This window comes from Apibacter sp. B3935, from assembly GCF_009827705.1.
Taxonomy (GTDB): domain Bacteria; phylum Bacteroidota; class Bacteroidia; order Flavobacteriales; family Weeksellaceae; genus Apibacter.
The window spans coordinates 1-26,204 of record NZ_WINL01000005.1 but is presented as its reverse complement, the minus strand read 5'-3'; the positions used below and the strand labels follow the sequence as shown (position 1 = coordinate 26,204).

General features: G+C 31.8%; 20 protein-coding genes. 3 read left to right on the top strand and 17 right to left on the bottom strand.

What is annotated here, in order from left to right:
* Positions 1 to 31: 31 nt before the first annotated feature.
* The 4 genes from dgt to GFV00_RS09150 form a co-directional block, all read right to left on the bottom strand.
* Complete coding sequence (dgt, locus tag GFV00_RS09165; RefSeq protein ID WP_160557900.1) at positions 32 to 1,405, bottom strand: dGTP triphosphohydrolase; 1,374 nt, start codon at positions 1,403 to 1,405, stop codon at positions 32 to 34.
* 124 nt (positions 1,406 to 1,529) lie between these two features.
* Positions 1,530 to 3,224, bottom strand: coding sequence for a formate--tetrahydrofolate ligase (locus GFV00_RS09160; protein WP_185150015.1), 1,695 nt, complete (start codon positions 3,222 to 3,224; stop codon positions 1,530 to 1,532).
* Positions 3,225 to 3,366: 142 nt separating this feature from the next.
* On the bottom strand, positions 3,367 to 5,793 hold the full coding sequence (locus GFV00_RS09155) for a TonB-dependent receptor (protein WP_255448851.1): 2,427 nt from the start codon (positions 5,791 to 5,793) through the stop codon (positions 3,367 to 3,369).
* Positions 5,780 to 7,453 carry a M23 family metallopeptidase gene (locus GFV00_RS09150; protein WP_160557832.1) on the bottom strand — a complete coding sequence of 558 codons (1,674 nt, stop codon included), beginning with the start codon at positions 7,451 to 7,453 and terminating at the stop codon, positions 5,780 to 5,782. The genes GFV00_RS09155 and GFV00_RS09150 overlap by 14 nt, the downstream gene beginning before the upstream one ends.
* A gap of 457 nt (positions 7,454 to 7,910) precedes the next feature.
* On the opposite strand from GFV00_RS09150, the gene GFV00_RS09145 reads away from it, so the two are divergent.
* Together GFV00_RS09145 and GFV00_RS09140 are read left to right on the top strand one after the other, a co-directional pair.
* Positions 7,911 to 8,372 carry an energy transducer TonB gene (locus GFV00_RS09145; RefSeq protein WP_160557831.1) on the top strand — a complete coding sequence of 154 codons (462 nt, stop codon included), beginning with the start codon at positions 7,911 to 7,913 and terminating at the stop codon, positions 8,370 to 8,372.
* Positions 8,359 to 9,678 carry a M28 family metallopeptidase gene (locus GFV00_RS09140; protein ID WP_160557830.1) on the top strand — a complete coding sequence of 440 codons (1,320 nt, stop codon included), beginning with the start codon at positions 8,359 to 8,361 and terminating at the stop codon, positions 9,676 to 9,678. The genes GFV00_RS09145 and GFV00_RS09140 overlap by 14 nt, the downstream gene beginning before the upstream one ends.
* 60 nt (positions 9,679 to 9,738) lie before the next feature.
* On the opposite strand, the gene deoD is transcribed toward GFV00_RS09140, so the two are convergent.
* On the bottom strand, positions 9,739 to 10,455 hold the full coding sequence (deoD, locus tag GFV00_RS09135) for a purine-nucleoside phosphorylase (protein ID WP_160557829.1): 717 nt from the start codon (positions 10,453 to 10,455) through the stop codon (positions 9,739 to 9,741).
* Positions 10,456 to 10,567: 112 nt separating this feature from the next.
* Positions 10,568 to 11,764 (bottom strand): aspartate aminotransferase family protein, encoded by a 1,197-nt coding sequence (locus GFV00_RS09130; protein WP_160557828.1) that lies wholly within the window; start codon positions 11,762 to 11,764, stop codon positions 10,568 to 10,570.
* A 373-nt stretch (positions 11,765 to 12,137) separates the two neighbouring features.
* Between GFV00_RS09130 and GFV00_RS09125 the strand changes: the two genes are divergently transcribed.
* Positions 12,138 to 13,508, top strand: a complete 1,371-nt coding sequence (locus GFV00_RS09125) for a hydroxymethylglutaryl-CoA synthase family protein (protein WP_160557827.1) — start codon at positions 12,138 to 12,140, stop codon at positions 13,506 to 13,508.
* Between the two features lie 69 nt (positions 13,509 to 13,577).
* Here the strand turns inward: GFV00_RS09125 and GFV00_RS09120 are convergent, their stop codons facing one another.
* The 11 genes from GFV00_RS09120 to GFV00_RS09070 form a co-directional block, all read right to left on the bottom strand.
* A complete protein-coding gene (locus GFV00_RS09120) occupies positions 13,578 to 14,708 on the bottom strand; it encodes a DegT/DnrJ/EryC1/StrS aminotransferase family protein (protein ID WP_160557826.1) in 1,131 nt (376 codons plus the stop codon).
* Positions 14,709 to 14,826: 118 nt separating this feature from the next.
* Entirely contained in the window at positions 14,827 to 15,597 is a 771-nt protein-coding gene (locus GFV00_RS09115) for an FKBP-type peptidyl-prolyl cis-trans isomerase (RefSeq protein WP_160557825.1), read from the bottom strand.
* Between the two features lie 27 nt (positions 15,598 to 15,624).
* Positions 15,625 to 16,362 (bottom strand): FKBP-type peptidyl-prolyl cis-trans isomerase, encoded by a 738-nt coding sequence (locus GFV00_RS09110; RefSeq protein WP_160557824.1) that lies wholly within the window; start codon positions 16,360 to 16,362, stop codon positions 15,625 to 15,627.
* A gap of 224 nt (positions 16,363 to 16,586) precedes the next feature.
* On the bottom strand, positions 16,587 to 17,105 hold the full coding sequence (locus tag GFV00_RS09105) for a hypothetical protein (protein ID WP_160557823.1): 519 nt from the start codon (positions 17,103 to 17,105) through the stop codon (positions 16,587 to 16,589).
* Between the two features lie 104 nt (positions 17,106 to 17,209).
* Entirely contained in the window at positions 17,210 to 18,301 is a 1,092-nt protein-coding gene (gene dnaX, locus GFV00_RS09100; protein WP_160557822.1) for a DNA polymerase III subunit gamma/tau, read from the bottom strand.
* A gap of 42 nt (positions 18,302 to 18,343) precedes the next feature.
* Complete coding sequence (locus tag GFV00_RS09095) at positions 18,344 to 18,766, bottom strand: Fur family transcriptional regulator (protein ID WP_160557821.1); 423 nt, start codon at positions 18,764 to 18,766, stop codon at positions 18,344 to 18,346.
* Position 18,767: 1 nt separating this feature from the next.
* Complete coding sequence (argS, locus tag GFV00_RS09090; protein WP_160557820.1) at positions 18,768 to 20,531, bottom strand: arginine--tRNA ligase; 1,764 nt, start codon at positions 20,529 to 20,531, stop codon at positions 18,768 to 18,770.
* Between the two features lie 315 nt (positions 20,532 to 20,846).
* Positions 20,847 to 21,836 (bottom strand): zinc-binding dehydrogenase, encoded by a 990-nt coding sequence (locus tag GFV00_RS09085; RefSeq protein WP_160557819.1) that lies wholly within the window; start codon positions 21,834 to 21,836, stop codon positions 20,847 to 20,849.
* A 97-nt stretch (positions 21,837 to 21,933) separates the two neighbouring features.
* Positions 21,934 to 23,130, bottom strand: coding sequence for a glycoside hydrolase family 10 protein (locus GFV00_RS09080; protein ID WP_160557818.1), 1,197 nt, complete (start codon positions 23,128 to 23,130; stop codon positions 21,934 to 21,936).
* 72 nt (positions 23,131 to 23,202) lie between these two features.
* Positions 23,203 to 24,534: a DNA recombination protein RmuC gene (locus GFV00_RS09075; protein WP_160557817.1), complete on the bottom strand. Its 1,332-nt coding sequence runs from the start codon at positions 24,532 to 24,534 to the stop codon at positions 23,203 to 23,205.
* A gap of 59 nt (positions 24,535 to 24,593) precedes the next feature.
* Positions 24,594 to 25,991: a dipeptidase gene (locus GFV00_RS09070; protein ID WP_160557816.1), complete on the bottom strand. Its 1,398-nt coding sequence runs from the start codon at positions 25,989 to 25,991 to the stop codon at positions 24,594 to 24,596.
* Positions 25,992 to 26,204: the final 213 nt, after the last annotated feature.

Here is a 26,204-nt window from a genome sequence, read left to right as displayed (position 1 = left end):
AATTAAACCTAAATTTTGCTTAAATATCGAGTTACAAAGTCATGCCTATATCAATTCCCTTAATTTTTCTGTATAAATCTGTAGCGTAATTATCGGTCATTCCCGATACAAAATCAATAATACCCAAAACTTTTTCATAATCTCCTCTGTTTTCATATAGAAACTGTTTAGGGATGAGTTGTACCGCTCTTTTTTCATATCCTAAACGTTCTTTTTCTGATTTTAAAATTGACGGTATAAAATGATCCAGTAATTCATACATCACATTATATCCTGCATTTTCAATTTCAACTACCGATCGATGATTATATATATGGGTTTTGGAAAATTCTTTGATTGTTTGAATTGCTTTGCATTCCTGCTGAATTAGGTCATATATGGAAGTTTGCAAAGTACCTTTAATAATTTCTTCAAAGTATTTTTTATACAATTCCACTGATCTGGAAATTAATGCACCGATTGATACTGCGCGGAGAAAAGAAATTCGATCGTTTTTATCTTCAATACTATCCAATTTTTTCTTCACTCTGCTCCATTTATTATTACCGTGTATTTCTTCAATAATTTGTTGCAAAAGTTCTTCACATATTTGAGCATTTATAAATCCTAATCGTTGGGCATCTTCCAAATCAATAATGTTATAGCAAATATCATCGGCAGCCTCTACAATCCAAACAAAGGGATGTCTATGATAGCACAAGGGATTTTCTTGTACCAAAATCATAGACGTTTCGTGAGCTATGTCTTTAAACGTATTTTTCTCGGATTGAAAAAAACCAAATTTTTTTCTTTCTATTACATTTTTATCTTTTGCTATGGATTCACAGGGATATTTAGCAATCGACGCTAAAGTTGAATACGTAAGCATAGCTCCTCCTTCGGACTTACCGTTTTGTTTTTGTGTCAAGATGCGTATGGCATTAGCATTTCCCTCAAAATTTAAAAAATCGCTCCATTCTAATGCTGAAAATTTATCTTTTAATTGAGATGCATTTCGTTGAAAATAACTGGCAATTGCATCTTCTCCGGAATGTCCAAATGCAGGATTACCAATATCATGGCATAAACAAGCTGTTGAAATTACGTTGTAAAGACTATGCCTGTATAATTCTTTATTTTGTTCTGTTAGCTCCGAAGCATAGGCTGTTGCTATAAAGTTTCCAATATCGCTTCCTAGAGATCTGCCCACTGAAGCCACTTCTAATGAATGCGTCAACCGATTATGTACAAAGACACTTCCCGGCAATGGAAAAACTTGTGTTTTATTTTGCAATCTTCTGAAAGAGGTTGAAAATATAACCCGATCAAAATCTCTTTGATACTCACTTCTTGCATCTGTCTGTTTATCCGTGGATATATATTGTATACCTGTTCTTTTTTCTGAGAACAGTTGGTTTATATTCATCATTCTTTTAATGATAATTAAAAATAAAAATTATTTTATATGTCTAAATATTGGTAGTATGCACTTTACGATACATCTCTTTATTCCAATTTATTTTTATTTAATTTATTGGATGATTGTATTTTTAACTTAAACCTTCTACTAAGCCATTAACCAAATTTATATGCATGGCTGCAGGATTTTTTGGCAAACCGGGCATACGCATGATATCTCCTGCAATTACTACTATAAATTCCGCTCCTCGGTTTATTACCAAATCCCTAATCTCCAAATCAAAGTCTTTAATAACTCCGTAAGCCGTAGGATTTGCAGAAAATGAAAATTGAGTTTTTGCGATGCAAACGGGAAATTTACTCATATCGCTATCTTCCAGTTTTTTTATTTTTTGAGATGCTTGTTTACTAAAACTTACCGATGAAGCTCCGTATATTTTTTTAGCTACTTTTTCAATTTTTACTTTAATTGAATCTTCATTTTTGTATACAAATTTCAATTTTTCGGAAGGACTATTTTCTATCGTTTCTACTACTAATTCTGCCAGGTCTACTGCTCCTTTTCCTCCCTCTGTAAATGCATTATTTATCGCAAAGCCAACCCCTCTTTTTTGACAAAATTCTTTTACTAAAGATATTTCTTTCTCTGTATCATTTGAATATTTATTAAAAACAACTAATACGGTTTGTCCGTATGATTTAATATTATCGATATGCTTTTCCAAATTTTGAAGCCCTTGAGCGATTCCGTCAACATTTTCTTCCTTTATATGAGATATAGGAACTCCTCCGTGCATTTTCAATCCTTGAGCCGTTGCCACGAGAACTGTGAGTTTAGGTTCTAACCCTGATTTTCTGCACTTTATATCATAAAATTTTTCAGCACCCAAATCAGCACCAAAACCCGCTTCTGTAATTACATATTCTCCATGACTCATAGCCATTTTTGTTGCCAGTACGGAATTGCACCCATGAGCTATATTGGCAAAAGGACCTCCATGTACAAAAGCGGCTGTATTTTCAGTGGTTTGTACTAAGTTAGGAAGAAGGGCATCCTTTAATAAAACCGTAATAGCTCCTGCAACACCCAAATCTTTTACAGTAAAAATGCTACCATCTGTTTTGTAGCCCAGTAAAATATTTTCAATCCTTCTTCGTAAATCATCTATATCCGTTGCCAAGCACAGTATAGCCATAATTTCTGAAGCAGGGGTTATATCAAATCCCGATTCTTGAATCACGCCGTTAGCATTCCCTCCCAATCCGGAAACTATATTGCGTAGATTTCGATCATTAACATCTAATACTCTCTTCCAAACCACTTCTTTTAATACCTCCGTAGTGCCTCTGTTTTGATAATTATAATTATCCAATAATGCCGTGATCATATTATGAGCTGAGGTTATAGCATGAAAATCTCCTGTAAAATGAAGATTGATATTTTCCATGGGTAGCACTTGTGCATATCCTCCTCCTGCAGCTCCTCCTTTCATGCCAAAACAAGGTCCTAAAGAAGGTTCTCTTAAAGCAACTATTGCTTTTTTACCAATTTTATTGAGCCCTAAAGCCAAACCTATGGATACTGTTGTTTTTCCTATTCCTGCTTTAGTTGGCGTTATGGAAGTTACTAAAATTAAATTGGATTTGTTTATTTTCTCTTTGGATTCCAGCTCAAGGGGAACTTTTGCTATATATTTTCCAAAGGGTATTATTTCCTTTTCAGGAATATTTATGTTTTCCGCTATTTCGTATATAGGTTTCAGTTTTATGGAACGAGCTATTTCTATATCTGAATTTATTTTTTTATATGTATGTTTACTTTCCATCTGATTAAAATTTAAATACTTAATTCCAAATATATATATTTTATATCAATAATCGTATAATAATAATTCAACATTATAACTTGTTTAACTTAGTACCTAAAATAGCAACAGATCATAGGTTTCCTGATTAGGAGATTCTAGTCTATAATTTTACATTTAATTTTACATTAAAAAACCTTCCCGTTAGTTTATTAGGTACTGCATAATAAGAAGTTGAATTGACATCTCTGATCCAATCATTACTGACCGTATTTCTGACATCAAAAACATTAAATATTTCTAACCCCAACGACAACTCCTTAAACTTATCCCAAGCGGTACCGATACGAGCTTTATTCTTTTTTTGATCCACAAAAACATAAGTCAAGCCAACATCGGCTCGTTTATAATCCGATAAGGTGGTTTGATAGTTATACGGATCTGAATATAAAGGGGCTCCGTTGGGAAGACCGGATGCATAGACTAAATTTACATTGGCTTTAAATCGAGGATATTTCTTCATATAATCCTGAAAAAATAATCCAATTTTAAATCTCGGATCTGTCGGACGCGGTATATAACCTCTTCCGTCAATATTCTCTTCGGTTTTACCGTAAGAAATCGATAACCACGATTCGGCACCCTCTACAAATTCACCATTCAATCGGGCATCTATTCCATAGGCATACCCTTTGGAATTATTTTCTCCGGTATAAATTATCCTTACATTATCTACAAAATAGGGAATTAAATCATTTAATTTCTTGTAATAAATTTCCGTTGTTAATTTAAATGGATGTTTGTTGAGCATTTTAAACTCAAAGTCATTACCTAAAATAAAATGTATGGAACGTTGCGATTTAATTTTATCATTAAGTGTACCGTCTAACCGTAAAGCTTCTTTATAAAAAGGGGGTTGATAGTAGAAACCCGTAGCAAAACGAAAAAGCATATCTATCTTCCAATCCGGCTTTAAAGCAATTTGTGCTCGAGGACTCACATTGGTTTCTCCATTGAAATCCCAATGGGTTGCTCGAACTCCTCCATTAATTAATACACGAGTGGTATTCCACATGAATTTAGTTGAATATTGCAAGTATCCATTAACTCGATTGGATTTTAACTTATTATTAGCTGATACATGATTTATTAAAATCAAATCGGATTCATCTAAATTTCCCGGCGGTACTAAAGGTCTTGGTATGGCATATCCTGCCGAATCAATGAGCTGCCATTCGTTTTTAAGGTTTCTTATATCTTCATGTTGGTATTGAAAACCCGCTTCAAATGCTGAATTTACGTTTAAATTATATTTAGCCTTCAATTGTGTACCTAATACCAACATATCCAAATTGTTTCTCCCGTGATTTATTTGTCCTCCTGAATTGAAGGAAGGCAAGAAATCGCCTGTATCCTGATCTGCTTCTTGTAACCTATATCCGGCTGAAATATCAAAATATTCCTGTTCTTTAGAATGAAAAGCATATCCATCTAAATTAAAGGCTAGTTTATTTGAAGGTTTAAATTCTAAAGAGACCGTTCCGTTAGCCGTTCTATATTTATCTTTTTCATTCCCATTATAGGCAACATTTAGCTTGATAGGCTGTTGTAAAGTTCCAAATTCTACTTCTCTATTTTTGGGTTCCATTGTATAATCATTGGAAGCATAATTTCCTAAAAATGACAATTTCCATTGAGGAGTCCAGGTATACTGAAGATAACTTTGTACATCAAAATATTGCGGGTTGAAATCCGTATCTCCATCAAAAGTATTTAAAATGAGATCCGTATTTCTATATCTTACACCTACAATTCCCGAAAATTTATTTTTTTTGTCTGCATACCCAACAGTTGCTCCGCCCCCTAATAAACTTGCTTCCAGACTAGATTCAAATTTTCGAGGTTTCCTGTATTGAATATCCAACACGCTCGACATTTTATCTCCGTATCGAGACTCAAATCCTCCGGCAGAAAAATTAATGGAAGAAACCATATCCGGATTTATGATACTCATTCCTTCTTGTTGTCCGCTTCGCACGGTTAAGGGCTTATATATTTCTACTCCATTTATATAGACTAAATTTTCATCGTAATTTCCACCTCTAACTCTATAAAGTGAACTTAACTCACTGGCCGTACTTACAAAAACCGTATTTAAAATTTCTTCTACTCCTCCGGAAAGAGTAGGTGTATTATCAAGATTGTGTACATCAATCTGCTGCATAGTTATATCAGCCGTTTTTTTTCGAGTTCCTTTAAACACAACTTCAGGAATTTCTTTTTCATTATCGAGCATAAGATTAAAATCCATCTTGATATCTTGATCAGACGTTATAAAAGTTTTTGTATCTGATAAATACCCCTTATGTTCAACGGTTAAAGTTATAGTAGTGTGGGAAGGTACTTGTAATCCATAATTTCCATTTCTATAAGATATGGAAAATGGTTCCGGATTTGCATAAATCTTAGCTTCGGATATTGGCTTACCGTGATTATCTTGTATTTTACCCGAAATAGTTATGGTCTGCCCCCATACACTATAGGAGATCGTCCATAAGACTAGAAATGTTAGAATTTTATAATTTTTCAAAGTCGCTCGTATATATCTTTTTATTATTTACTTTATCGGTAACTATTACCTCAACTTGATGCTTACCTGATCGAATTCCTTCTTTTTCTAAGTTAGAAATAAAAAGGCTGTTTTGCTTATATTCATATTCAGCAAGTACCCATTTTCCATCGATAAAAACATCAAAGGTTTTAATTCCCGATCCTGTGTCTTTAATTTTAAATGATAATTTATTTCCTATTTTTTTTGATTTTGTGAGCATCGGACAGCTAATTGTAGGTATTGATTCATCTAAGGCCAGATAGAATTTTCCAAAATCTTTAGGAGTTGCTTTATATATTCCGTTTTCATAAGAGGTGTCTAAATATTCTTTTTTTAATGGACCGTAATTAGATTCTCTGATAATAACATATTTATCTGCTTTAGATTTATCCAAATTGCTCCAATCGGGTGTTATGGTGATTTCATATTTTTTGTTAATAGGAACTGATGATTGATGCACTTGATATTGATTACTTCCGATTTTTTTATAATTAAAAATGAAATCTTCATAAAAAGATCCTTTTTCAAAGTTTACAAACAATCCGTCCTGTTTAAATGAATATGGATTTTTAAAATTTATGTTTAAAAGTTCATTTCCTGATTTTATTTTTTCCGCATCATTTGTATTTTTATAAGCAATACCATTCATGGTGAAACTTCGTGCGGTAACATTACCGGCATAGTCTCCCACTTCTATTTTAACTTGATACGTTTTTCCTGCTTCTACTTTTAAAATTCCTCGATTAAACTTTTGTTCATACATCTGCAAAGAATTACCCGGCAATAAATAAGTACGATATATCCAACTGTTGTTAGCCAATAATTCGGGATAATCCACGGAAGCATTAATAGAACGGGTTTCACTAAAAGAATGCTTATCCGCTTGAAATATGGATAGAATCTGACCGTTAACCCAAGTTTTAATAAAATAAACTCCGTTTAAATTTTGAGATCCGCTTTGTTGATCGTATGCTTTTACACCGAAACCAATTTCTCCTGATACATTATAACTTCCACCTTCAGACGCTATAATTTTAGAATTGCTACCGTTTACCTGTCCTTTTACGGGATAAATCCAGGTGCCTCTTAGTAAAGGTTTTATTTGATCTTTAACATCGTATCCGAATAAAAACGGATTTAATATTTCTTCTGTTTTGGTATCTCTAACTTCAAAATGTAAATGAGGCCCCCCGGATCCTCCGGTGTTTCCTGAAAGTGCGATAATTTCTCCTTTTTTAACCAGAAGTTCTCCCGGTTTCAAATAAAAATCAACTGTAAAACTTTTATTTTTATATTGTTCTTTACGTGCTCTTTCTTCAATGGCTCCTTTCAATTCGCTTAAATGACCATACACGGTTGTGTATCCATTGGGATGATCTATATAAATTGCTTTACCATATCCATAGGGTGAAATATTAATTCTAGAAATATAACCATCTTGAGAAGCCAACACAGATAATCCTGTTCTCTGTTGGGTTTTCATATCCAAACCGGAATGAAAATGGTTTTTTCGTAGTTCTCCATAATTAGCAGATAAATAAATAGGGATTGTTAAAGGGGATGCAAAATTTTTAGGATAATTCTGTGAATGGGATAAGAGCGTGAATAGTAGGGCTGCTGTTACTGCTATTTTTTTCATGGGAAATTTTAAATAATCATCTTTATGTATTATGATATAGTAATCTTTCTCAAAAATAAGAATTTCATTTTTATTTAGATTCTTTTAACACTTAATTAAGTTAAATTTTATTTATGGTGTTTAAATTGGTAATGAATATGAATAGTTGTTTGCTTACTAGTTTATTCTGTCTTTAGTGACAAAGTCATTGGTCAGATATTGAATTTCATTCATAGAATAATGAATTCTATAGTAAAATATTATTTACATTCATTATAAATTTAGGATAAAAAAATCAGGCTTATTCATCTAAATGAACCTATGATCCAGAAGTTAACAAAAAATCTCTCCACCGATTGAATTTAAATTTTGAAATTATTTAAACCTAAAAAAAATTATCCCGTATATTTGAAAAATTATTACCAATTTACCTCGTATAAATATTTAATACGTTTAAATTTTAACAAAACCACTTTTTATGTTAAAAAAAAACATACACACGTTTCTATCATTTATTGTCATTATTTTATTTTATAATACTGTTTCTGCTCAAGAAAAACCATCGTTACCTAAAAGTAACATTTATGAACCGTATCAGGTTCAAATAAAAGGAGAATATGAAGGAGGACGAAAGCAATTACTCAAAATTTTATCTTCCAATCTTGAATATCCTGTTAAAGCCATTAACAACCATATTCAAGGAAAAGTGATTGTGAAATTTGTTATTGAAAAAAACGGCACAATTACTAATTTTGAAATTTTAAAAGATATAGGATACGGATGTGCCGATGAAATTATTCGTGTTTTAAAGAAAACACAAGCCAGATGGAATTCGGCCATATTAAATAAAAAGCATGTTCGTTCTTATTATACTTTACGAGTTAATTTTGAAATACCATCCAATCAATCAAAACCTTATATTCAAGATGCCAATAACTAACAAGCTGATTTCAAAAAGTTATATTGTTTTAATTATTTTTTTCTTTAATTTATCCATAGCGCAAACGCCTAAAGTATATGCGGAACAAGTGATAAAAAAACTAACATCTTCCGAATTTGCCGGTCGAGGCTATGTTGAAGACGGAATGAAAAAAACATCGGAAGAAATTGCTGCACAATTTGAAAAAATTGGTTTATCTAAAATTCATAATTCGTATTTCCAATCCTTTTCTTATCCAATTAATATCATAGACAAAAGTTTTGTTTCTGTGAATGGCAAAGAACTGAAATTAGGTTCAGATTATTTGGTTGGTGCCGGTTCGCCATCTTTAAAGGGAACATTTTCTCCTGTTATATTTAATACGGGGGTAATTGACAGCTTATTTGAGTGGAATGACCGTTCTTATATTGATAAAGAATTGGAAAAAATAAATACCCGTTCAGTGGTTTTTCCGAATAAAATTTTCCCGGATAACCTGATTTTACAGGAGGAATCGGCTAATCAATTATATCGTGAGATTCCGCAACTTATTTGCAATGAAGTTTGGGATATTTCAGTTCCATTGGTAATACAGCAAACTTCATCAAAATTTATACATTCTTTAAGTCCTAAACAGACTAAAACCGTTAATTTATTTATTAATAATCAATCCGTATCTGATACTATTTCATCCATCACTTTAGATATAAAAACCCATTTTGAACCTAATTTTGAAGCTAATAATGTAGTAGGTTATATAAAAGGCAAACGTTCAGACAGCCTTATTGTATTAACTGCTCATTATGATCATCTGGGTAAAATTAATGACGTTATATTTCCCGGTGCAAATGATAATGCCAGTGGTGTTGCTCTGCTACTTTCAATGGCTAAAGTTTTTGAAAAAAATAAACCCAATTTTGATATAGTATTTATCGCTTTTGCCGGAGAAGAGGCAGGATTAAAAGGTTCTCAATATTTTGTAGATTATCCTTTGTTCGATCTAAAGAAAATTAAATTTTTAATAAATTTTGATATGGTAGGTACGGGAGAAGATGGAATTCAAGTTGTAAACGGTAAAGAGTATTTTAAGCAATTTACTAAGCTTGACAATATAAGTTACATGTATAATTATTTAAAACAGGTTAAAATCAGAGGAAGTGCCTGTAATAGCGATCATTGCCCTTTTTATGAAAAAGGAATTCCTTCTTTTTATATTTATACTTTAGGGGGAAAAAGCGGATATCATGATATATACGATATAGAAGTTTCTCTGTATGCCTTCGATAAGTTGGTGGCCCTACTAACTAAATTTATAAATGTATTATAATCTATTCATAAAAAAGGCAAGTAAAAATTACTTGCCTTTAACTTTATTTATCATGAATTTTTATTGAAAACCGATAGCTGATTCCAAAGCTAGAACCATCATGGTATCAAAGGAGGATTGTCTCTCCTGTGCTGATATATTTTCTTTTGTAATGAATGAATCAGAGATGGTCAATAAACAAGCTGCATTCTTACCTAAAACTTGGGCATTATGGAATAGAGCAAAACTCTCCATTTCTACGCAACCGCAACCATGATCTTGAATTAATTTTTTATAATCAGTTCCTCCTTCTACATAAAAAACATCACTGGAATGTATACAAGCTTCATGAATTGAGATTTTCAATTCAATTGCTTTCTTTGCAATAAATACATTTAATTCTTCTGACGGATAGGTTTTATCTTTGTCGTATCCTGACTGAACTTTTGCATAAGAGGATTCACTATATGCGCTATTTCCTAATACTACGTCATATATTTTAATGTCTTCAACATACGAACCTGCTGAACCAATTCGTATAATAGTGTCAACTCCGTACTGAGAGAATAGCTCATAAGAATAGATACCTATACTTGGCATTCCCATACCGGATCCCATAATAGATATTTTTTTTCCTTTATAAAGACCGGTATATCCAAACATGTTCCTGACAGAATTAAATTGTATTGGATTTTCTAAATATTTATCCACTATATATTTAGCCCTTAATGGATCTCCGGGCATCAATACTGTTTTTGCAATTTCTCCGAATTCTGCCTGAATGTGTGCAGTTGCCATATTATTTAATTTTAGTTTTTTTGTGAAGTAAAGATAAGAATACTATCTTTACTTGATTAGTTATTTGTTTAATTAAAACTTGAATTATTATTCGTTTAGAACTTAGTACCATTTAAAATTCTTTAGCTACTTCATCGATGGATTCTAAAATAATATCACATCCTTTAATAATCTCTTCCGGAGTAATGGTTAATGGAGGCGAAATTCGTAAGAATTCATTTCTGTATAATTGCCAAAAAACGATTAATCCTTTATGCATACATCTTTCAGCAACTTTTAAGCTAAATTCAGGTGATCTCAGTTGCACAGCCAACATTAGACCTCTTCCGTTAATGGAGAGAATTTCCTTATGTTTTAATTTTTCTCTGTATAATTTTTCTTTGCTGTGAACTTGATCCATCAAATCGGTTGTCAATAATTCTTCCATAACCGCACAAGCTGCTGCAGCCGGAATAGGATTACCACCGAAAGTGGTTACATGGCCTAGTTTAGGATGATCTGCTAAAGTATCCATCATTTCAGCCGAAGCCATAAAGGCTCCTATCGGAATTCCTCCGGCCATACCTTTTCCCATGGCCAAGATGTCGGGAACCAGGTCATACCACTGAAAAGCGAATAACTTACCTGTTCTGCCAAATCCGGGTTGTATCTCGTCTAATATTAGTAATGCTCCAACTTCTTCACATCTATTTTTTAATTTTTTCAAATAATTGTTTTCAGGGGTTATAAATCCTGCCGCCCCTTGAATGGTTTCAACTACTACTCCCGCTGTTTTTTCGGTTATTTTAGCTAAATCTTCTTCTTTATTAAAACGTATAAAATTAATTTGAGGCAATAAAGGTTCAAAAGGCTTTTTATTAGTATCCCTACCTGCTAAACTCAAGGAACCTTGCGAGTTTCCGTGATAAGCATCAATAAACGATATGATTTCTTGCCTGCCTGTATATCGTTTAGCTAACTTCATGGATGCTTCTATGGCTTCCGTTCCGGAATTGACCAAATAGGTTGTATGGAGCGGATCCGGTAAATTTTCCGATAACATTTTACATATCTGCACCGGCTTTTCCATGGCATATTCTCCATATACCATTACGTGTAAGTATTTATCCGCCTGATCTTTAATCGCTTGAATAACTTTCGGGTGGGAATGACCTAAAGTATTTGCCGAAACTCCCGCTACAAAGTCCAGATATGCCTTGCCATCTTTTCCGTAAATATAATTTCCTACTGCTTTGTCTACTTCAAAACCTGAGGCATAAAAAGTTGTTTTTGCTTGATATTTAAAAAAATCCTCTTGTAATTTACCCATTTCTCAATGATTTTTACACGCAAAAATACGGAATATATTGCAGCTTGTAAATGGTAAATTTTTAATAATTATTACTTAAAAAATTCTTTTTATTATTCTGATTTTTGGTTATTATTATATGATAAATATCACCAAGACGATTCAACTTTATTTTTTTTGTATATCTTTTCTTATACAATATTTTTAAGATATTTTATTATAGTTTTAAATAAATTATTCTGTATAGGTACTTTATGAAAATATTTAAGATTTATAAATTTAAATTTTTCAACTTAAACAGTATAAACACTCGTTACTTTTCCTTTTGATAAAACTTTATACCAACCTAAAATACATTTGTTTTTACTACTTTTGTGAAGAATTTATTGATATTATGAATTATGATGTAAAAGTGGGTATTGACGCGTTTTCTTTTGATATCCCGAAAATATATTTACCTATAAAAGAATTAGCAATTGCTAGGGACATTGAACCTGCAAAGCTTGAAAAGGGTTTAGGTTTACTTAAAATGTCGCTTCCTGATGTTCATCAAGACGTAATAGTTTTTGCCGCTAACGCTCTAAAAAAGTTATTGGAGCAAGAAGGATTGCGCCCGGAAGAAATTAGCCGAATTTATATAGGTACAGAAAGCGGTATTGATTCTTCCAAACCTATCGGCTCTTTTCTGGTATCCCTAATGGAAGATCTTTATGGGGAAGGTTCTTTTGAGCATTGCGATGTGGTAGACCTTACTTTTGCCTGTATTGGAGGGGTAGATGCCCTACATAATTCATTAGATTATATTCGAGTGAATCCTGATAAAAAAGCGATAGTCATAGGTACGGATTATGCAAAATATGACCTGAATTCTACCGGAGAATATACACAAGGAGCAGGTGCAGTAGCTTTATTATTGTCTGCAAATCCAAGAATTATTTCTATTAAAAATAAAATTGGAATTAGTACAAAAGGGGTTTTTGACTTTTTTAAGCCTAAAAGAAGCTTATCTAAAAAAGAAGTCACTGAAAAAGATAATAATCCGATTTGGTTCGGAATAGAAGAAGACGAAATCAATCTTTTTAAGGAACAACCTATTTTTGACGGTCAATATTCGAATACCTGTTATCAGAATAGACTAAAAGGTGCCTATTTTCATCTTAAAAAATTATTAGGCATTGAAACCACTCTTTATCAACAGTGGAAAAATATAATTGTGCATTCTCCTTATTCTTTTCAAGGGAGAAGAATGTTTTCTGAAATATATGCCTTAGATTCCGATTTAAAAGAATCTTTACCCACTCAAGAAAAGGAATACACCGATAAACTCAAGGAAATAAGTAAAACTCCGGAATATAAATCTTTTGTACAAGAAAAGTTTGCTCCTGCCGAAGTTGCATCTTCCAATATTGGAAATATGTATACCGGATCAATTTTTATGGGATTATTATCTACCTTGTATTATCATGTAAAAAACAATTCCGAAATTATCGGAGAAAAATTTGGCTTTTTAGCCTATGGTAGCGGTTCAAAATCGAAGGCGTTTGAAGGTATGATTGAAAAGGAATGGAAAACTCAATCTGAAAAGCTTCACTTGTTTGAAACATTAGAACATACTCAGGCTATTGATATGGATACTTATCATGCTTTATATAAAAAAGAATTAAAAACATCTGTACTTGCGCCTAAAAATGAATATATGTTGGAAAGTATTGAACATGAAAATCCTGTATTACTGGGTGCCAGATATTATAAGTTTAAACAATAAAAAATTATTATAATATAAAAGCCTGAGAATATTCTCAGGCTTTTTCTATTTTTAGGATCTTTACCGTTTTTATTTAAAAAAACTTAAGACCGTTTCTGTAATATATTTTAGCTGATCATCTTGCAATTCCGTATGCATAGGTAAAGAAATTACTTCATTGATTAGCTTGTTGGTTGCCGGAAAATCTTCATCTTTATAATTTCCGTTATCGTAAGCTTTTTGTTTTCTTAAAGGTACAGGATAGTATATCATTGCAGGAACTTCTCTTTCTGAAAGATATTGCTGTAAAGCATCTCTATCTGAATTAACCACTTTTAACGTGTATTGATGAAACACATGGGTGGAATAATTTTCCATTCTTACAGGAATAACTAAATTAGGGTGATTGGAAAAAGCTTGATCGTAATAGTCAGCAGCCTTTCTTCTCTTTTCATTATAGGAATCCAATAAACGTAATTTTGCGTTCAAGACCACAGCCTGTAAACTATCCAATCGTGAATTTACCCCAATTTCATCATGGTAATATCTTTTGTACATTCCATGATTAACAATTCCGCGTATTTTATGTGCTAATTCATCATTATCTGTAAAAAGGGCACCTCCGTCGCCGTAACAACCTAAATTTTTAGATGGAAAAAAGGAAGTGGTTCCTATAATCCCCATTGTTCCTGATTTTTTACGAGTTCCGTTTTTAAAAGTATATTCTGAACCTATAGCTTGGGCATTATCTTCAATAACATATAAATTGTGTTCATTTGCAATCTGTATAATTTCTTCCATATTTGCACATTGCCCGAATAAATGCACAGGAATAATAGCTTTTGTTTTAGGTGTAATGGCTTTTCTTATGGCATCCGGACTTATAGTAAAAGTATCATAATCTACATCTACTAAAACAGAATTTAGCTTTAACAAGCTAATTACTTCCACGGTTGCTGCAAAAGTAAAATCAGCGGTTATGACTTCATCACCGGGTTGTAGATTCAGAGCCATTAGAGCTATTTGTAATGCTTCTGTACCATTACCGCAAGGAATAACATGTTTTACATCTAAATATTTTTCTAAATTTTGAGCAAATGAATTGACTTGCGGTCCATTGATAAAAGAAGCGGTGTTCAATACTTCTTCAAATCCTTTATCTACAGTAGGTTTTATATGCTGGTATTGGTTGATTAAATCCACCATTTGAATTTTCTTCATATGTAAAATTTTGAACACAAATTTACTAAATGAATTTGTAATGCCGCTTCTATAAAAAGAAAAACTCTTATTAAAAATAAGAGTTTTTCTACCTCATCTACTATTTTATAAGAGTAATTTACTTTTGTTTCTGTTGGGTTTGTTCTTTAATTTGATCTATTTGTTGAGGTGAAATCTGCATAGGCACTTCATTTTTTATATCTTTAGGCATTGGTTTAAAATCTACCAATTCCACTTCAAATATTAGAGCTTGATTAGGACCCGCAGGACCATTTTCCCCATAGGCTAAGTCTGAAGGTACATATAATATATATTTGGCTCCTTTAGACATCAATTTAACCCCTTCTTTCCATCCGGGTACCACTCTTGCTAAAGGAATATCAGCCGGTTTACCTTCAGTTTGTTTTTTAGAATCTTCAATCACGGAACCATCGGTTGTTTTCAATACATAATTTACGGATACCATATCTTCATCGGTTGGCTTTGCTCCGTTTCCTTCTTTTTCAACTTTATATTGTAGTCCTGAAGCTGTTGTTTTAACGCCTTCTTTCTTTTTATTTTCTTCTAGGAATTTTTTACTTTCTTCTGCATTTCTTTTAGCTATTTTTTCCAAATGTTTAGGAACATAAACAGTCATAAAAGATTGTATGGAATCTTCTGAGAATAATAATTGTTTACCCTCAAATTTGTCTTCCATGGCTTGTTTAATAATATTTACATTTAAATCTTTATCAAACCCTTGAATTTTAAAATTACGAGCAAGATCTAAGCCAATTGCATAGGCTGCTTTTTCATCATCGGTATTTAATTTTGTAACTCTTCGTGCTTCCTTATTACATGCAACAAGGCTGATACCTGCTAATGCCAGCAAAATTGTTTTCTTTATCATTGTGTTAAATAATTATATATAATTTTTTTAATTGGCTGAGTTTTCTGTATTATCTTCCGGTTTTTTAAAGTCCACTAATTCAATATCAAAAATCAATACAGAATTAGGTCCTATATCCATACCCGCTCCATTTTCTCCATAAGCAAGTTCGGAAGGGATAAAAAATCTATATTTTGAACCTTTGGTCATTAAGGATACTCCTTCAGTCCAACCTTTAATTACTCTGTTTAATTGAAATTCAATTGGGTTACCAGAATTATTTTTATCAGTCGAATCAAATATTTTTCCGTCAAGAAGTTTACCGGTATACTTAACTTTTACCATATCATTTTCGTTGGGCTTTTCAGTGGATTTGCTTTTTTCTATAACCTCATATTGTAGCCCTGAAGCAGTTGTAATTACTCCTTTTTTCTTTTTATTTTTTTCTAAAAAAGCCAAGCCTTGAGTTTTATTAACTTCTCCCTGTTCTTTTCTTCTATTTTCTAGTTCTTGTCTTTTTTTAAAAAAATATTTCTGCATAAAGGAATTTACAGAATCCATAGGATAAATCGATGGTTTACCGGCTAATTCATCCCTAAATGCCCGATTAAATATATTAATATCTATATCTTCTAACATATCTTGTTGCTTTAAACTTTGAACAATATTATACGCTAAAGAATACGATAATTTTTCTTTATCTGTTTTTAATTCAATTTTATCTTGTGCAGAGAGTGATAATGAGCAAACTATACCTAATAATGTAACGATTTTATTTTTTTTCATTCGTTTAAAATTAATTATTTTTATTATTGACCTTCTAATTTTTATACTGAATAATATAACTTTTAAATTATTTTTTCCAATATTATAAGTACCCTGCAAATATCCGATAATTTATTGAAACACGAATATAAATTTTAGTTAATATTCCATAAAAAAGAATTTATTCTTTTTTAATAGGTAAAAATCTTATAAATAAGTATTGTTCATTATATTTTTTAGTAATTTTAAAAATCTAATCGAAAATCATTTCTTAATTTCTCTAATAATGGATTTTCCTTTACCATTTTTTCATATTTATCTTTATCTGTTAAAAGGATCGTTCTTTGAGTTTCTTTAACTCGATATTTAAAATTAATGGAATAATTATTCACCTCTTTTTTCAGTTTTTGAAAAATATCTTCACGTAAGTGTTCAAATTCATCATAAGCAGAATTCGAAGGAAATTCAAAAAAAATAGTATGATGCGGCTTAACACTGCATTGGGTCGTATTTAAAACACTATATAAAACCGGTTGGTTTTTTAAAGTTTCCAAATAGGTATTCCAAAAAGTCTTTACTTGATCTTCAGTAAAATCATCTTTATCTCTTTCGGAAAAATCTAAATTAGCTACCTTTTCTTCTTTTTGAGAAGCCGTGTGAAGTGATCCCTTTATTGAAAGAAATGATCCTTTTTTAGTTTGATTTCCCAGAGGTATTCCACTTTTTACAATTGGTTTTGAAGGTAAATTATTTTCAACTTTCACCTGAGAATTACCAACTTTTTCTATCTGTTTCTTTTCCTCGGATTTTATGGTTTGGGGTGATAATTTATTTTCCTGCTTAGCAGGAAGATGATTAGGTGGTGGTATTATCCTAAACTTTTTTTTTTAGTTGTAGGAGATTCACCAGCTGTTAAAGATGCCAATTGCATTAAGGCTATTTCAATGGATAGTTTAGGACTTTTACTATTCCTAAAATTTATATCAGCCTGATGGCAAATTTCAATAGCGTCTATCAAAAATCTGGATGAGCAATTTTGAGCTTGTTCCAAATATTTTTGCTTGGTATTGTCTCCTACTTCCAACAGGGAAATTGTTTGAGGATTCTGTGCTACCATTAAATCTCTAAAATGACTTCCTAATCCTGAAATAAATAATTGTGGATCAAATCCTTTTTTTATAATATCATTAAAAGCTAATAGTAATCCGGGTATATCATTTTTTAAAGCTAAATCCGTAATTTTAAAATAATATTCATAATCAAGAATGCTTAGGTTTTCTGTAACGGATGCAACTGTTAAGTTTTTTTGAGTAAAAGTAACGAGTCGGTCAAACATAGAAAGAGCATCGCGTAATCCCCCATCTGCTTTTTGGGCGATAATATACAAAGCATCTTCTTCATATTGAATGCCTTCTTCTTGAGCTATTTTTTTTAAATGATTGTTTATATCGTTAACTTCAATTCTCTTGAAGTCGTAAATCTGACATCTTGAAAGAATGGTAGGAATAATCTTTTGCTTTTCTGTTGTTGCCAAAATAAAAATGGCATGTGCAGGTGGCTCTTCCAATGTTTTCAAAAAAGCATTAAAAGCAGCATTAGACAGCATGTGCACCTCATCAATAATATATACTTTATACTTTCCTACCTGAGGAGCGTAACGCACTTGTTCAATCAGATTCCGTATATCGTCTACAGAATTATTGGAAGCTGCATCTAATTCAAATATATTGAATGCAAAATCATTCTCATCAGTCTCTCCGTATTTTTCATTAATTTTTCTAGCTAAAATACGGGCACATGTAGTTTTACCTACTCCTCTAGGTCCACAGAAAAGCAATGCCTGAGCTAATTGATTATTATCAATGGCATGTTCCAAAGTATTGGTTATGTGACTTTGCCCTACAACAGCATCAAATTCTAAAGGTCTATATTTTCGGGCTGAAACTACAAAGTTTTCCATGAGTGTACAAAGTTACTAATTTTCTGCTTTTTCTGTTAATTTTTAGATAGGTTTCTCTGCACAATCGTTACATAATCCATGAATAACAATATCTAATTTTTCGGCGATAAATCCTTCAGGAATATTTATGTTCGGCGTTTTTACAGTCCGCATACAGTATATTTTTTTACAATTTTTGCAACAAAAATGCATATGGCTATCAGCATGTTGCTCCTCAGAACAATTATCCATACATAAGGCATAAACAGTTATATGCCCATCATTTATAGTATGCAATAATCCTTTTTTTTCAAAAGTCTTTAAAGTCCTGAATAGAGTAGTTCGGTCAGAATAATCAAAACCAGACTCCAAATCCGATAAGGATAAAGCGGTATTTTGTTTTAGAAAATAATCTAAAACCAATAAACGCATGGCTGTGGGATTTATATCTTTTTGTTTTAATATGTTTTCTAAATCATACAACATACTACATTCTTTCCGGTGCCCCGATACCCAATAAACTTAACCCGTGTCTAATCACATTTCCGGTCCATTGAGTTATTGCCAAACGCAGTTGTTGCTCTGATTCATTTTCGGCATCCAAGATACGATTACTTTGATAGAAAGAGTTATATTCTTTAGAGACTTCGTATATATAGTTGGCTATTAATGCGGGATTTAAATCTGCAGCAGATTTTTCAATCAGTTCCTCATAAGAGGATAAAAGTATGATTAATTTTTGTTCTGCCTTATTTAATTCTTTATCTTTAATTTCTAAGGTTTGCTTTGCGGCTTTTCTAAGCACGGAACAAGTCCGGGCATATGTATATTGGATAAACGGACCGGTATTTCCATTGAACTCGATACTTTCATTAGGGTCGAATAAAATTCGTTTCTTAGGATCAACTTTCAATATAAAATATTTTAATGCGCCTAAGCCAATAAGTTCATTCACTTGTTCTTTTTCATTTTCGGTGTAGCCTTCTAATTTTCCTAATTCGGAAGTTTTTTTAACTGCTTCTTGATGCATTTCTTCCATTAATTCATCTGCATCAACCACCGTACCTTCTCTTGATTTCATCTTTCCACTTGGTAAATCTACCATTCCGTAGGAAAGATGATATAATTTATCTGCCCATTGATACCCTAATTTTTTTAAAATTAGAAACAATACCTGAAAATGATAATCTTGTTCATTTCCTACTGTATAGATTAATTCATTAAGATGATAACGGGTAAATCTTTCAACGGCTGTTCCTAAGTCTTGTGTGATATAGACAGAGGTTCCGTCTCCTCTCAACAATAATTTTTGATCTAATCCCTCTTCTGTTAAGTCTGCCCAAACAGATCCATCTTCTTTTTTAAATAAAATTCCTTTTTTAAGTCCTTCTTCAATAACATCTTTTCCCAGCAAATAGGTGTCACTTTCATATTGGACTAAATCAAAAGACACTCCTAATCTTTGATATGTTTTCTCGAAACCTGAATACACCCAACTGTTCATCTCTTTCCACAAAGCTTTTATTTCCGCATCGCCGTCTTCCCACTTTTTCAACATTTCTTGAGCTTCTAAAAGAATGGGAGCTTTTTTCTTAGCTTCATCTGCATCCATTCCCGAGGAAATTAAAGATTGTATTTCTTCTTTGTATTTTTGATCGAAAATAACATAATATTTTCCTACCAAATGATCTCCTTTGATTCCTGTTGTTTGTGGAGTTTCACCATTTCCATATTTTTTCCATGCCAACATGGACTTGCAAATATGAATGCCCCTATCATTAATTATTTGTCCTCTCAACACCTCATTTCCTGCTGCTTTTAATATGTTACTAATTGAAAATCCTAATAAATTATTTCTTATATGTCCTAAATGAATTGGTTTATTGGTATTCGGAGAGGAATACTCAACCATTATTTTTTCAGTATGCTTTTTCGTAAGCTTAAAATCTTTAACTGAATATTTTTCTTTTAATAGTTTAGTAAAGACGGTCGGATTTAAAGAGAGGTTAAGAAAGCCTTTAACTACATTAAAAGCAATAAATTCTTCCTTAGCTGTAAGATATGATCCTATTTTATTGGCTATTTCCTCCGGTTTCTGTTTCACTAGCTTAACAAAGGGAAAAACCACTAAAGTATAATCTCCTTCAAATTCATCTTTAGTTATTTGTATTTCAACATCTTTAACTTTCTGTTGAAATAAATTTTCAATTGCTTGTATACTTTGTTCTTTTATATAAGACTTTAGGTTCATTGTTTTTAATTACTAGTGAATGTACAAATTTAGGCATTTCCCTTAAATGTGTAACTTTTTATCCTGCTTCAATTAACACAAATATGATGACGTATTCTTTTTACGATGTATTATTTATAGTTTATAGACAATTTATAGCAATAATTCATAGTAGACATATTTAAATTTACATGCTTAATATTTATAAAAACATGAAATTATATATAATAAATATTTCTTGAAGATATAATTTATTAATAATCACCAATAGTTTGTCATATATTCTTATCAATAGGTGTGCATCCTTTATTACACTATTTTATTATAAAAAATTATCTATACTTCAATAAGATATTTATAACTGGAATTAGTATGTTTCATTTCGGCCGGATGAGAAGGTAAACGGTCAAAACTGCTGATTTTTTGATCTCTCAACTTTAATTTACCTGTACTGATTTGTTGTAAAAGGTTCTCACCATCAGTCATTAATTGAACCGTTTGTTTTTCCGATGCAAATCGGTGAAATGCTCCCAAAGCGATTTCATGTAAGGAAACACAAGTTGAAAATGGAGGTAAAGGATTAGTATCTACTCTTCCTTGTATGGCAACTATATGTCCATAATAGGCTGCTAGATCTAAAAGTTGAGAAGCATGATTTCCACTAACCGTGTCAAAAATAACATCAAAGTTACTTCCGGGTAGAGCCTCTTTTATTTCATTTTTCCAATCATCATTTTTATAGTCGACTGCTTTACTAACTCCCATCTTATAAAATTCGTTATGATGTTGGAGATCGGCAGTTATATAAACCTTAGCTCCTGCATTCAGAATTAATTGGGTAAGAAAATATCCTACCGATCCTCCTGCTCCACTTATTAGTACATTTTTATTACGTATATCCGGAATTTTCTGCATAGCCTGCCAAGCGGTTAAGGAGGGACAAGGAAATGCTGCAGCTTCATAATCACTAAGTTTTTCAGGAATATGCATAATGCGGTTTCCTTTAAGAATAGTATGAGTGGAAAAACTGCCTGCTTGGGTAAGATCAGAATGATAACATACTCTTGCTCCGATTTGTATACGCTTCATTTTCTTTCCTGTTTTAATAACAATACCGGCTCCATCTACTCCGGGAATCTGATCTTTTACCCATGAAGGATTGCCGGATGATATCAGTTTCCAATCAACCGGATTAAGTCCTATGACAGTATTTTTAATGAGTACTTCATCATCTTCAACTTCTCTGATTTTATATTCTTTACAAATTAAATCTTCCGGTTCTCCTCTATGCTGCCAACACCAAGCTTTTGAATATATTTCGTTCATAATTATCGTCAAATTATATAGATTTATAAATGATATGTAAACTGCTCAACTCAAATTAAGATTTTATCGAAACCTACACTTTAATACTTTAAAGAATTTATTCTGCAAAAGGTCCGGATATTAGATTGGTAAGAACCCCTTTAGGATCATTTACTAGTGATTTATAACTGAAAAATATACTTCCTTTAACTTCTGGAAACTCACGATTATAATATACTTGCTCAACAAGTTCATTCGGATTTTTCCATTGATTGACTCTATAGGCCGCCATTCCTATATACAGTTTGGTGTCTGTTTCTTTAGCCATGCTGCTCCACCATTCCACTAAAGTGGCATAATCGGCAAGATTATGTCCTCGATGCCAATATAATTGAGGAGCTATATAGTTTAACCACCCTTTTCTCATCCAAAGTAAAACATCAGCGTACAAATCGTCATAATTTTGTAATGCTTTGGTTTTCGATCCTAAAGGATCATTATTTTGATTTCTCCAAACACCAAATGGGCTAATGCCAAATTCTATATCTTTATTTTTGGATTTAATGCTCTTATATAATTTTTGTACAAAAGTATTAATGTTGTCTCTTCTCCAATCTGCTTTACTGGCAAAAGTTACCCCATATTTAGTGTAAGCCGTAAAATCAGGATAATCGAGTTTACCTACTTTATAGGGATAAAAATAGTCATCCAAATGAATACCATCTACTTCATAATTATTAACTACTTCCATAATGGACTGTATTACATAATCGCGTACTTTCGGAAGACCCGGATTTAGATATAATTGATTGGCATATCTAACCACCCAATTGGGATGCTTGAATGCAATATTATCAGTAGCCAATGAGCTCCAATTGGCATTGGCTGCAGAAAGTCTAAAAGGATTAAACCAAGCGTGTATTTCTATATCTCTTTTATGTGCTTCTTTAACCATAAATTCAAGGGGATCGTATCCCGGATCAACACCCTGCGTTCCTGACAAATAACCCGACCAGGGACTTAATTTAGATGGATATAATGCATCAGATGCGGGTTTTACCTGAACAATAATGGCATTCATTTTCCATTTTTTAACATTCTCCAATAAGGTTATAAATTCTTCTTTTTGTTGTTCAGCAGGTAAACCGGGTTTTGAAGGCCAATCTATATTTAAAAATGTTGCCACCCATACGGCCCTGAATTCTTTGTTGTTTTTTTCTTCATTCTCTTCTTCTACAGGCTCATTGGTACCGGCAAAAATTAATGTTAATGATAAAAAATGTGCTACAATCAAAAATAATTTTTTGCTTTTCATTTATTTTATTGTTTATTACTTAGAGAATTCATTCAATTTATTTATAAATTTTTTTTAGAGTGTTTTTGAAAATTAAGATTCACTTTCAAAAATTTCAGCTTTTGATATAAGATCTTCAGGCAAAGTTTTCTTAGCTTTTGCACCCATTTTTTTTAAATTATGTATTTGAGAGACAATATTACCTCGCCCTTCTACCAGCTTATTCATAGCGTTTCCATATTCATTTTTAACCTCATCCATTTTTTTCCCTATACGTAACAAATCTTGTAGAAATCCTTCAAATTTATCGTATAAATTACCGGCAGTTTTAGCTATTTCATATGCATTTCTTTGTTGCTTTTGGTTATTCCACATACTATCAATAGTTTTCAAGGTTGCTAAAAGAGTAGATGGAGTAACTATAACAATATTTTCTTCGAAGGCTTTGTTATATAAAGATGATTCATAATTTAAAGCTAAAGAAAAAGCCGTTTCAATGGGGATGAAAAGTAATATAAAATCTAATGAATTTTCTGCATGTAACCCCTGGTAATTTTTCGATGAAAGTTGATTAACATGTTTTTTAATAGAATTTATATGATCTTTTAAATGAAGTTTTTTTTCTTCTTCATTATCATTGTTTATGTAACGTTCATAGGCTATTAAAGAAACTTTGGAATCTATAATCATCTTTTTATTATCAGGAAGATATATGACTACATCGGGAATATACCGTTTTCCATCTTCAGAACATAAGCGTTCTTGTATAAAATATTCTCTTCCTTTTTCTAATCCCGATTTTTCTAAAACCCTTTCTAAAACTAATTCTCCCCAATTTCCTTGAATTTTTGTATCTCCTTTAAGAGCTTTAGTGAGATTTTCAGCCTCCTTAGAGATTCTTAAATTTTGGTTTTGTAAATAATGTAATTGTTCTTTTAAAGATGCATAGATCCCTATATTTTCTTTTTGGCTTTCTTCCACTCTCTTTTCAAAAACGGAAATTTTCTCTTGTAAGGGATCTAAAAGTGTTTTTATATTATGCCTGTTTTGTTCTGTAAATTTTTCAGTTTTTTGTTCCAGTATTTTACTTGCTATTATCTCAAATTCTTTCCTAAAATTATCTTGAATTTCTTCAATCTCCAATTTTTGCTCTTTATTTTTATGCATTAGGTTTTCAAAATCGGCATCTTTACGAGCTAATTCAAGCAATAATTGTTCTCTTTCCTTTTTTATTTTTTCCTTTTCAAACAACTCTTTTTCTTTTAGTTCTTCACTTTTACTTAAACCGGCATGTAAAACTTTTATCTTTTCATTTAAAAGAATTTTTTCGGAATTAATGGATGAATCTTTAATTTTTTTTCCGATATATATTCCTATTAATAAAAAAATGATACTAAATAGTAAAACCAAAAATATTTCAATCATAAATATAATAGTACAAAAAAGGATGTTTGAAAAATCAAGTTCTACTTACGTTTTAAATATTATTTTTTACTTCGTAAGTTTTCTGTATAAAATTTGAGAAAATAGGGAATGGTTTCAATTCCTTTATAAAAGTTAAATAAACCATAGTGTTCATTAGGAGAATGAATAGCATCACTATCCAATCCAAATCCCATTAAAACGGATTTTGCTCCCAATAATTCTTCAAATATAGAAACAATGGGAATACTCCCCCCGGTTCTGTAGGGTAAAACTTCTTTATTAAAGGTTTTTTCCATAGCCAGTTTAGCTGCTTTATATCCGGGATCTGAGGATGGTAAAACGTATGCATTTCCACCGTGATGAGGGGTGACTTTTACTTTAACACTTTCCGGAGCAATGGATAAAAAATGTTTTGTAAACAATTCAGTTATTTCCTCAGGATTTTGGTCAGGAACTAACCTCATGGATATTTTAGCATAAGCTTTTGATGGAATAACAGTTTTAGCTCCTTCTCCTGTATAACCTCCCCAAATACCATTTACATCTAAGGTAGGTCGTATAGATGTTCTCTCTAACGAGTTATATCCTTTTTCCCCTTGCGTCCCTTTTAAACCGATTGATTTTTTAAACTCTTCTTCATTAAAAGGAATTTTATTTAATTCTGCCCGATCTTCAGGAGATATTTCTATTACCTTATCATAGAATCCTTTAACAGTAATTTTGCCGTCTTTATCAATTAACGAAGCGATCATATCAGAAAGCACGTTAATAGGATTAGGAACTGCACCACCATATAAACCGGAGTGTAAATCTCGATTAGGCCCTTCTACTTCAACTTCTACATAACTTAGACCTCTTAATCCGGTTGTAACGGTCGGAACTTGATTTGAAAAAATATGTGTGTCTGATATCAATATAACATCACATGAAAGTTTGCTCAAATTTTCTTTTAAAAAATTCCCCAAATTGACTGAACCTATTTCTTCTTCTCCTTCAATAATTAATTTTACATTACATGGTAAAGTATTTGTTTTTATAAGAGACTCAATAGCCTTTACATGCATAAAGAATTGACCTTTATCATCAGCAGATCCTCGAGCATAAATTGCACCTTCCGGATGTATGTTTGATTTTCTTATTACAGGATCGAAAGGATCGGTTTCCCAAAGATTTAATGGATCTGCAGGTTGTACATCGTAATGACCATAAATTAAAACTGTTGGTAAATCGGAGCTAATAATTTTATCGGCATAAACTACCGGATTCCCTTGTGTTTTACATATTTCAACATTCTCAAATTCGGATTCTTTTAAATTATTAGAAATACTATTGGCACATTTTAATATGTCATTAGCATATGCTGAATCCGCGCTGATAGATGGGATTCGTAATAAATCAAATAATTCGTCTAAATATCTTTGTTTATTTTCTATTTGGTATTGAAAAGCTTTATCCATTTATTTATTATTATAGTAACAAATATATAAATAAAAAAACCGCTTCCAGGATAGTTTTTGAAATTAATAAATAAGAAGATGGTAATAAACAGGTAAAAAGAAGGTTATCAAAAAAAACAACCCAATCAAAAACAAAAAAAGCCTTGTATAATCCTATACAAAGCTTTCTCTTTTAAAAAACCGGCGGCTACCTACTCTCCCGCGTTTGCAGTA